The sequence below is a fragment of the Streptomyces sp. NPDC059853 genome (genome assembly GCF_042731495.1).
In the GTDB taxonomy this organism is placed as follows: domain Bacteria; phylum Actinomycetota; class Actinomycetes; order Streptomycetales; family Streptomycetaceae; genus Streptomyces.
In genome coordinates this window covers 1-7,735 of record NZ_JBHWJL010000256.1, presented here as the reverse complement: position 1 = coordinate 7,735, position 7,735 = coordinate 1, and the positions used below count along the sequence as shown (strand labels likewise).

The following is a 7,735-nucleotide window of genomic DNA, read 5'->3' as shown; positions in this document are numbered from 1 at the left end:
CACCCGGGCGCTGGCCGCGCTCCGCTGGGCGCGCCCGGCGCCGGAGGCCGCGGCGCGGCTCACCGCGCTGGCCGAACTCGCCTGCCAGCGCGACCGCTGAACCGGGCGGGGGTGCCGGGCCGGGCGGCCCGGCGCCCCTACTCCTGCTGCTTCTGGGCGATGCGCAGCAGATGGTCGGCCAGCGACTGGCCGCCCACCGGGTCCCGGCTGATCAGCAGCAGGGTGTCGTCCCCGGCGATGGTGCCCAGGATGTCGTGCACCTCCGCCTGGTCGATCGCGGAGGCCAGGAACTGCGCCGCGCCCGGCGGAGTGCGCAGCACCACCAGATTGGCCGAGGCCTCGGCCGAGATCAGCAGTTCCCCGGCCAGCCGGGCCATGCGGACTTCCTTGGCGGACTCCCCCAGCGGCGCCCGGGGCGTGCGGAAGCCGCCCTCGCTGGGCACCGCGTAGATCAGCTCGCCCCCGACGTTGCGGATCTTCACCGCGCCCAGCTCGTCCAGGTCCCGGCTGAGCGTCGCCTGGGTGACGCTCAGCCCGTCGTCCGCGAGGAGCTTCGCCAGCTGGCTCTGGGAGCGCACCGGCTGCCGGTTGAGGATGTCGACGATCCGGCGGTGCCGGGCCGTACGGGTCTGCGGTACGGACGGGCCGTTGCCCAGCCGGTCATCGGTCATGCTCCCTCTCCGGGTCGGTCGGTGACGGTCAGCGGTGGCTCAGGGCCGCCTTCGCCCGGGCGTCGGCGACATCCAGCACCCCGGGCAGGGCCGTGACGAACTCCGACACCTCCGCCTCGTCGATGATCAGCGGTGGCGCGAGCCGCACCACGTCGGACGCCACGGCGTTCACCAGAATGCCCGCCGCCTGGGCGGCCTGCTGCACCTGTGCGGCGAGCGGCTCGGTGAGCACGATACCGAGCAGCAGCCCCGCGCCCCTGACCCGGTCGACCAGCGGGTGGCCCAACTGCCAGATGCCTTCCCGCAGTCGCTCGCCCATCCGCCGGACGTGCGCCAGCAGCCCCTCGGACTCGATGGTGTCCAGCACGGCGAGCGCCGCCGCGCAGGAGACCGGGTTGCCGCCGAAGGTGGAGCCGTGGTGGCCGGGCGCGAACAGCTCCGCCGCCGGGCCGAAGGCGAGCGTGGCACCGATGGGCAGCCCGCCGCCCAGCCCCTTGGCGAGGGTGACCACATCGGCCTCCACGCCCTGGGCCAGCCCTTCGAACCACTGGCCGGTGCGACCGATGCCGGTCTGCACCTCGTCCAGCACCAGCAGTGTCCCGGTGGCCCGGGTGATCTCGCGTGCGGCCGCCAGATAGCCGGCCGGCGGCACGACCACCCCGTTCTCCCCCTGCACCGGTTCGAGGATCACCAGCGCGGTGTCCCGGGTGACGGCCGCGCGCAGCGCCTCGGCGTCCCCGTAGGGCACATGGGTGACCTCGCCCGGCACCGGCTGGAAACCGCGCTGCTTGGCGGGCTGCCCGGTGAGCGCCAGGGCGCCCATGGTCCGCCCGTGGAAGCCGCCTTCGGTGGCCACCATGTGCGGGCGCCCGGTGAGCCGGCCGAGCTTGAACGCGGCTTCGACGGCTTCGGCGCCGGAGTTGGCGAAGTAGACCCGTCCCGGCCGGCCGGCCAGGGCCAGCAGCCGCTCGGCGAGCGCGACCGGCGGCTCGGCGATGAAGAGGTTGGAGACGTGGCCGAGCCGCGCGATCTGCTCGGAGACGGCGCGGACCACGGCCGGGTGGCCGGTGCCCAGGGAGTTCACCGCGATGCCGCCGACGAAGTCCAGGTAGGCGTTGCCGTCGGCGTCGTGGAGCCGGGCGCCCGCACCGTGGGTGAGCGGGATGCGGGGGGTGCCGTAGTTGTCCATCAGGGCGCCCTGCCACCGCCCGGTCAGGTCCTGGTTGCTGCTCATGTCGGCTCTCCTTGGTCGGGCACGACCATCGTGCCGATGCCCTCGTCGGTGAAGATCTCCAGCAGGATCGAGTGCTGGACCCGCCCGTCGATGACCCGGGCGGTGCGCACCCCGCTGCGGACGGCGTGCAGGCAGCCCTCCATCTTGGGCACCATGCCGCTGGCGAGGTCCGGCAGGAGCCGCTCCAGCTCGCTGACGGTCAGTCGGCTGATGACCTCGTCGCTGGCCGGCCAGTCCGCGTACAGGCCCTCGACGTCGGTGAGCACCATCAGGGTTTCGGCGCCCAGGGCCGCGGCCAGGGCGGCGGCGGCCGTGTCGGCGTTGACGTTGTAGATGTGGTGGTCGTCGGCGCTGCGGGCGATGGAGGAGACCACGGGGATGCGGCCGTCGGCGAGCAGCGCCTCGATCGCGCCGGTGTCGACGGCGGTGATCTCACCGACCCGGCCTATGTCGACCGCTTCCCCGTCGATCCGCGCGTAGCGCTTGGTGGCGGTCATGGTGCGGGCGTCCTCGCCGGTGAGCCCGACCGCGAGGGGGCCGTGCCGGTTGAGCAGCCCGACCAGCTCGCGCTGGACCTGGCCGGCGAGCACCATGCGGACCACGTCCATGGCTTCGGGGGTGGTGACCCGCAGCCCGGCCTTGAACTCGGACTCCAGGCCGAGCCGGTCCAGCTGGGCGGTGATCTGCGGCCCGCCCCCGTGCACGACGACCGGGCGCAGCCCGGCGTGCCGCAGGAAGACGACGTCCTGGGCGAAGGCGGCCTTCAGCTCATCGTCGATCATGGCGTTGCCGCCGAACTTGATGACGACGGTCTTGCCGTGGTGGCGGGTCAGCCAGGGCAGCGCCTCGACGAGGATGCGGGCCTTGGGCAGCGCGGTGTGCTTGCGCGCGGTCGGGGCTTCGGTGTGGTCGGTCACGATGAGTACGCGCTGTTCTCGTGGACGTAGTCGGCGGTGAGGTCGTTGGTCCAGATGACGGCGGAGGCGTCCCCCGCGGCCAGGTCGGCGGTGATGCGGACCTCGCGGAAGCGCATGTCCACCTGGTCGCGGTCCTCGCCGACGGAGCCGTCCTTGCAGACCCAGACGCCGTTGATGGCGACGTTGAGCCGGTCGGGCTCGAAGACGGCGGAGGTGGTACCGATGGCGGAGAGCACCCGGCCCCAGTTGGGGTCCTCGCCGTGGATGGCGCACTTGAGGAGGTTGTTGCGGGCGATGGAGCGGCCGACCTCGACGGCGTCGTCCTCGTCGGCGGCGCCGACGACCTCGATCCGGATGTCCTTGGAGGCGCCTTCGGCGTCGCCGATGAGCTGCCGGGCGAGATCGGCGCACACCGCCTGGACGGCGGAGGCGAAGGCGTCGTACGCCGGGGTGGTGCCGGAGGCGCCGGAGGCCAGCAGCAGCACGGTGTCGTTGGTGGACATGCAGCCGTCCGAGTCCACCCGGTCGAAGGTGGTGCGGGTGGCCTCGCGCAGCGCCCGGTCCAAGGTGGCGGAGTCGAGGTCGGCGTCGGTGGTGAGGACGACCAGCATGGTGGCGAGCCCGGGGGCGAGCATGCCGGCGCCCTTGGCCATGCCGCCCACGGTGAAGCCCTCGCCCTCGGCGACGGCGGTCTTGTGCACGCTGTCGGTGGTCTTGATGGCGATGGCGGCCTTCTCACCGCCGTGCCGGGAGAGCGCCGCCACGGCCGTGTCGATGCCGGGCAGCAGGGCGTCCATGGGCAGCCTGACCCCGATGAGCCCGGTGGAGGCGACGGCGATCTCGCCGGCGCTGTGCGCCCCGCCCAGGGCCGCGGCGGTCTTCTCGGCGGTGGCGTGGGTGTCCTGGAAGCCGAGCGGGCCGGTGCAGGCGTTGGCGCCGCCGGAGTTGAGGACGACGGCGGAGACCTCGCCGCCCTTGAGGACCTGCTCGGACCAGAGCACGGGGGCCGCCTTGACGCGGTTGGCGGTGAAGACCCCGGCCGCGGCGCGGCGCGGGCCCTCGTTGACGACGAGCGCCAGATCCGGGTTGCCGTTCTCCTTGATCCCGGCGGCGATGCCCGCCGCCCGGAATCCCTGCGCTGCCGTCACACTCATGGCGCGACTCCGATCGTCGAAAGTCCCAGCTCCTCGGGGAGGCCGAGGGCGATGTTCATGCTCTGCACCGCGCCGCCCGCGGTGCCCTTGGTCAGGTTGTCGATGGCGCTGACGACGACGATGCGGCCCGCGGCCTCGTCCAGGGCGACCTGGAGGAGCGCGGTGTTGGCTCCGTACACGGCGGAGGTGGCGGGCCAGCGGCCCTCCGGCAGGAGCCGCACGAACGGCTCGCCGGCCAGCGTCTTCTCGTAGGTCTCACGCAGCGCGGTGGCGGTGACGCCCGGCTTCGCCCTGGCCGAGCAGGTGGCGAGGATGCCGCGCGGCATGGGGGCCAGGGTCGGGGTGAAGGACACGGATATCCGGGTGCCGGCCACGGCGGAGAGGTTCTGGATCATCTCCGGGGTGTGCCGGTGGACGCCGCCGACGCCGTAGGGGCTCATGGAGCCCATGACCTCGCTGCCCAGCAGGTGCGGCTTGGCGGCCTTGCCCGCGCCCGAGGTGCCCGAGGCGGCGACGATCACGGCCTCGGGCTCGGCGAGCCCGGCCGCGTAGGCGGGGAAGAGCGCGAGGGAGACGGCGGTCGGATAGCAGCCGGGCACCGCGATCCGCCGCGCCCCGCGCAGCGCCTCCCGGGCGCCGGGCAGCTCGGGCAGCCCGTACGGCCAGGTGCCGGCGTGCGGGCTGCCGTAGTACCGCTCCCAGTCCCCGGCGTCCGCCAGCCGGAAGTCGGCGCCGCAGTCGACGACGAGCGTGCTCTCGCCCAGCTCCTCGGCGACGGCGGCCGACTGCCCGTGCGGCAGGGCGAGAAAGACCACGTCGTGCCCGGCCAGCACCTCGGCGGAGGTGGGCTCCAGCACCCGGTCGGCCAGCGGGAACAGCTGCGGCTGCAGCGCCCCGAGCCGCTGTCCGGCGTTGGAGTTGCCGGTCAGGGCACCTATCTCGATCTCCGGGTGCCCCAGCAGCAGCCGCAGGATCTCCCCGCCGGCATATCCACTCGCCCCTGCCACCGCAGCACGCATGGCCACCATCGCCTCCTCATCAGCTAGGGCATGACTATACGTAGTGCGGCAGTTTTATGCAATCACTCGAATGGCGTACCCCGCGGCCGGATGAGACCGAGCGCTCCACCTGGAGGATGATCGCGCGCGGGCCTGTCCGTATCCGCTCTTGTGGTGCGCTGAACACCGGATCAGACTGCACGGATGGGTAGCGTGGACGAGGTCGTGCCGACCGAGGACGGAGCCCGGCTGTGGGCGACCCGGGCCGGTGAAGGCACTCCGGTGGTCTTCTGCCACGGCGGTCCCGGCTTGTGGGACTTCCTGGACGACGCGGCCGAGCTCTTGGCGGACCGGGCCACTGTGCACCGCTGGGACCAACGCGGATGCGGGCGGTCGCAGCGGCGCGGCCCGTACTCGGTCGCCCGGTCCGTGGCCGACCTGGACGCCGTCCGCCACCACTTCGGGCTGGAGCGGATGGCGCTGCTGGGCCACTCGTACGGTGCTCACCTGGCCCTGCGGTATGCGCTGGAGCACCCCGGGCGGGTGAGCAAGCTGGTCTACGTCTCCGGCAACGGGATCGACAGCCCCGACACCTGGCGGTCGACCTACCGGCAGAACCTGCGCGCCCACCTCGGGGGACACCTGGAGCGCTGGGCAGAGCTGAAGAGCCGGAGGCGCACCGAAGAGGAGGACCGGGAGTTCTGTGTTCTGCAGTGGTCCGCGGACTACAGCGACAGGGAACAGGCACTGGCGCGGGCCGAGGCCGCGGCCTCGCCGTGGTTCGGGGTGAACTTCGCGTGCAACGCGACCGTCAACGCCGAGGTCGACCGCATCTCGGGAACGCCGGAACTGCGGGCGGCCTGCGAGAAGCTGGACGTGCCCGTGCTGATCGTGCACGGAGCTGAGGACATCCGGCCGGGCTGGGCGCTCGACTCCCTGGAACAGGCCCTCCCCCGGGTCTCGCGGACGGTGCTCAACGGTGCGGGGCACCTTCCTTGGGTCGAGGAGCCGAACGGCTTCCGCTCGGTGGTCGGCGAGTTCCTGGCCGCCCCCTGAGACCAGTGGTGTTCAGAGGTGTGCGACGGGGCCGTCGGTGTGTCGATCACGCCGGCGCGATGCCCGGCGTACTCGGTGAGGAGCTTCCGCGGGGCGCCGGGCCGCCGCCCGCCCGGGCCCGTCAGCCGGCCGGGAAGCGGACTGCCGTCAGGTCCTCGGACACCCGCCACACCCGTTCCGCCTCCTCGCTGTCGCGCAGCGGCGGGTACAGCTTCTGTTCCGCCGGGCCCCCGCCGAGGTGCCCGAGGCCGCTCGGGCCGTAGAACGGTGCCCGCTCCGCGTCGGGGACCGTCGCGGCGCGCAGTGCCGGGAGACCCGCCGTCTCGGCCGTGCCGGTCAGCAGACCGCGCGCGGACAGCGCGCCGATGAGCCTCCTGGTCCGGGTCTCCTTGGACCGGCCCACCTCGGGGCGGGCGTCGAGGAGGCTCGTCGGCGCCACCCCCGGGTGGGAGATGTTGCTGGTGATGCCCCAGCCGTGCGCCGCGCTGCGCCGGTCGAGTTCGAGGCCGAACAGCCCGAACGCGATCTTCGACTGCCGGTAGGCCTTCATCCCGTCGTAGGAGTGTTCCCAGTGGAGGTCCTGCCAGTTGACGGCGCCCCGGGCCGCCGCGACGCTCGTCTGCGAGGTGACCCGGGCGCGGCCGGCCCGCAGCAGCGGCAGCAGCCTCGCCACCAGGGCGAAGTGCCCCAGGTGGTTGGTGCCGAACTGCAGCTCGAACCCGTCGGCGGTCGTCTGCCGGTCGGGCGGTGTCATGACGCCCGCGTTGTTGACGAGGAGGTGGATCGGGTCCCCCTCCGCCCGCAGGGTCTCGCCGAGGGCCGCCACGGACTCCAGCGAGGACAGGTCCAGGGTGCGCAGCGACACGGCGGCCCCCGGGACCGCCCGCCGGATGCGGGTGATCGCCGCCTCGCCCTTGCGGGGGTTCCGGACGGGCAGCACCACCTCGGCGCCGGCCGCGGCGAGCCGGGTGGCGATCCCCAGACCGATGCCGTCGCTCGCCCCGGTGACCACGGCGCGCTTCCCGGACAGGTCGGGCAGGGTGATGTCGGTCGGTGTGCGTGACATGGGCGCTCCTCGCGGTGGTGGTCGTCGGTGCCACGGTGGGCCAAGCGCGCGGCGCCCTCCAGGGCCGCTCGATCCACTGATACGGAAGCCGGGGCGGAACCGGCCGCAGCACCACGCCGCGCAAGGGGGATCGGTGATCACATCAGCCCCGGACCACCGCGCGTCCTGGACCGGCTGGACGACACCCCCGCGGACACGACCCGGTTGACCGGCCCGGCCCGCAGCATCGGCGGCCGGTGGTTCACCGGCCCGCGCCCTCTACGCCCCGGAGGACCATCCGTTCCTCACCCGGATGTCCGCCTCGGGCCCGCGCGAGCCGGCCACGGTGCGCGGCCCCGGGCCCCGGGCGGCGCACTACGCCGGGCTGCTGCCGGCCCGCGGCGAGGAGTTCCGCGCCGTGTGGGACGCCCACCAGGCCGGCGTCCGCCCCGATGGGGTCAAGCACGTGCCTCGATCCCGGACCCGGCCCGCTGGACCTCGACTGCCAACGGCTGATCGACCCGGGCCAGTCCCCCTCCCTGCTGGTCTACCCGGCGGTTCCCGGCGGTGACAGCCGCGAGAAGCTCCGGCTGCTGTCCGTCCTGACCGCCCGGACCGCCTGCTGAGAGACGGCGCGGACCATCCGGACGCGGGGACGGG

Annotated in this window: 7 protein-coding genes and 1 pseudogene; 2 read left to right on the top strand and 6 right to left on the bottom strand. The window is 73.5% G+C overall.

Going from position 1 to position 7,735, the window contains the following annotated elements; genetic code table 11:
* Nucleotides 1-137: 137 nt before the first annotated feature.
* Genes ACFV5N_RS21825 through argC form a run of 5 tightly spaced genes read right to left on the bottom strand, consistent with a single transcriptional unit; the run spans nucleotide 138 to nucleotide 5,001 of the window.
* Nucleotides 138-671, bottom strand: a complete 534-nt coding sequence (locus ACFV5N_RS21825) for an arginine repressor (RefSeq protein WP_019435051.1) — start codon at nucleotides 669-671, stop codon at nucleotides 138-140.
* A gap of 28 nt (nucleotides 672-699) precedes the next feature.
* The gene (locus tag ACFV5N_RS21820) at nucleotides 700-1,905 is read right to left on the bottom strand and encodes an acetylornithine transaminase (RefSeq protein WP_385602388.1); all 1,206 of its coding nucleotides are present in this window, start codon (nucleotides 1,903-1,905) and stop codon (nucleotides 700-702) included.
* The gene (gene argB / locus ACFV5N_RS21815; RefSeq protein WP_385602385.1) at nucleotides 1,902-2,822 is read right to left on the bottom strand and encodes an acetylglutamate kinase; all 921 of its coding nucleotides are present in this window, start codon (nucleotides 2,820-2,822) and stop codon (nucleotides 1,902-1,904) included. Before argB ends, ACFV5N_RS21820 begins: the two co-directional genes overlap by 4 nt.
* Nucleotides 2,819-3,976, bottom strand: a complete 1,158-nt coding sequence (argJ, locus tag ACFV5N_RS21810; protein ID WP_385602383.1) for a bifunctional glutamate N-acetyltransferase/amino-acid acetyltransferase ArgJ — start codon at nucleotides 3,974-3,976, stop codon at nucleotides 2,819-2,821. Before argJ ends, argB begins: the two co-directional genes overlap by 4 nt.
* A complete protein-coding gene (argC, locus tag ACFV5N_RS21805) occupies nucleotides 3,973-5,001 on the bottom strand; it encodes an N-acetyl-gamma-glutamyl-phosphate reductase (protein WP_385602391.1) in 1,029 nt (342 codons plus the stop codon). Before argC ends, argJ begins: the two co-directional genes overlap by 4 nt.
* A 177-nt stretch (nucleotides 5,002-5,178) precedes the next feature.
* On the opposite strand from argC, the gene ACFV5N_RS21800 reads away from it, so the two are divergent.
* The gene (locus ACFV5N_RS21800; RefSeq protein WP_385602381.1) at nucleotides 5,179-6,030 is read left to right on the top strand and encodes an alpha/beta fold hydrolase; all 852 of its coding nucleotides are present in this window, start codon (nucleotides 5,179-5,181) and stop codon (nucleotides 6,028-6,030) included.
* A 121-nt stretch (nucleotides 6,031-6,151) separates the two neighbouring features.
* Here the strand turns inward: ACFV5N_RS21800 and ACFV5N_RS21795 are convergent, their stop codons facing one another.
* Complete coding sequence (locus ACFV5N_RS21795; protein WP_385602378.1) at nucleotides 6,152-7,096, bottom strand: SDR family oxidoreductase; 945 nt, start codon at nucleotides 7,094-7,096, stop codon at nucleotides 6,152-6,154.
* A gap of 132 nt (nucleotides 7,097-7,228) precedes the next feature.
* On the opposite strand from ACFV5N_RS21795, the pseudogene ACFV5N_RS21790 reads away from it, so the two are divergent.
* Nucleotides 7,229-7,701, top strand: a pseudogene (locus tag ACFV5N_RS21790) (transcriptional regulator); the annotation flags it as partial.
* Nucleotides 7,702-7,735: the final 34 nt, after the last annotated feature.

Coding starts and splice junctions, on each gene's coding strand:
- ACFV5N_RS21800 (WP_385602381.1), top strand. CDS start 5,179: ATGGGTAGCGTGGACGAGGTCGTGCCGACCGAGGACGGAGCCCGGCTG.
- ACFV5N_RS21820 (WP_385602388.1), bottom strand. CDS start 1,905: ATGAGCAGCAACCAGGACCTGACCGGGCGGTGGCAGGGCGCCCTGATG.
- ACFV5N_RS21795 (WP_385602378.1), bottom strand. CDS start 7,096: ATGTCACGCACACCGACCGACATCACCCTGCCCGACCTGTCCGGGAAG.
- argJ (WP_385602383.1), bottom strand. CDS start 3,976: ATGAGTGTGACGGCAGCGCAGGGATTCCGGGCGGCGGGCATCGCCGCC.
- ACFV5N_RS21825 (WP_019435051.1), bottom strand. CDS start 671: ATGACCGATGACCGGCTGGGCAACGGCCCGTCCGTACCGCAGACCCGT.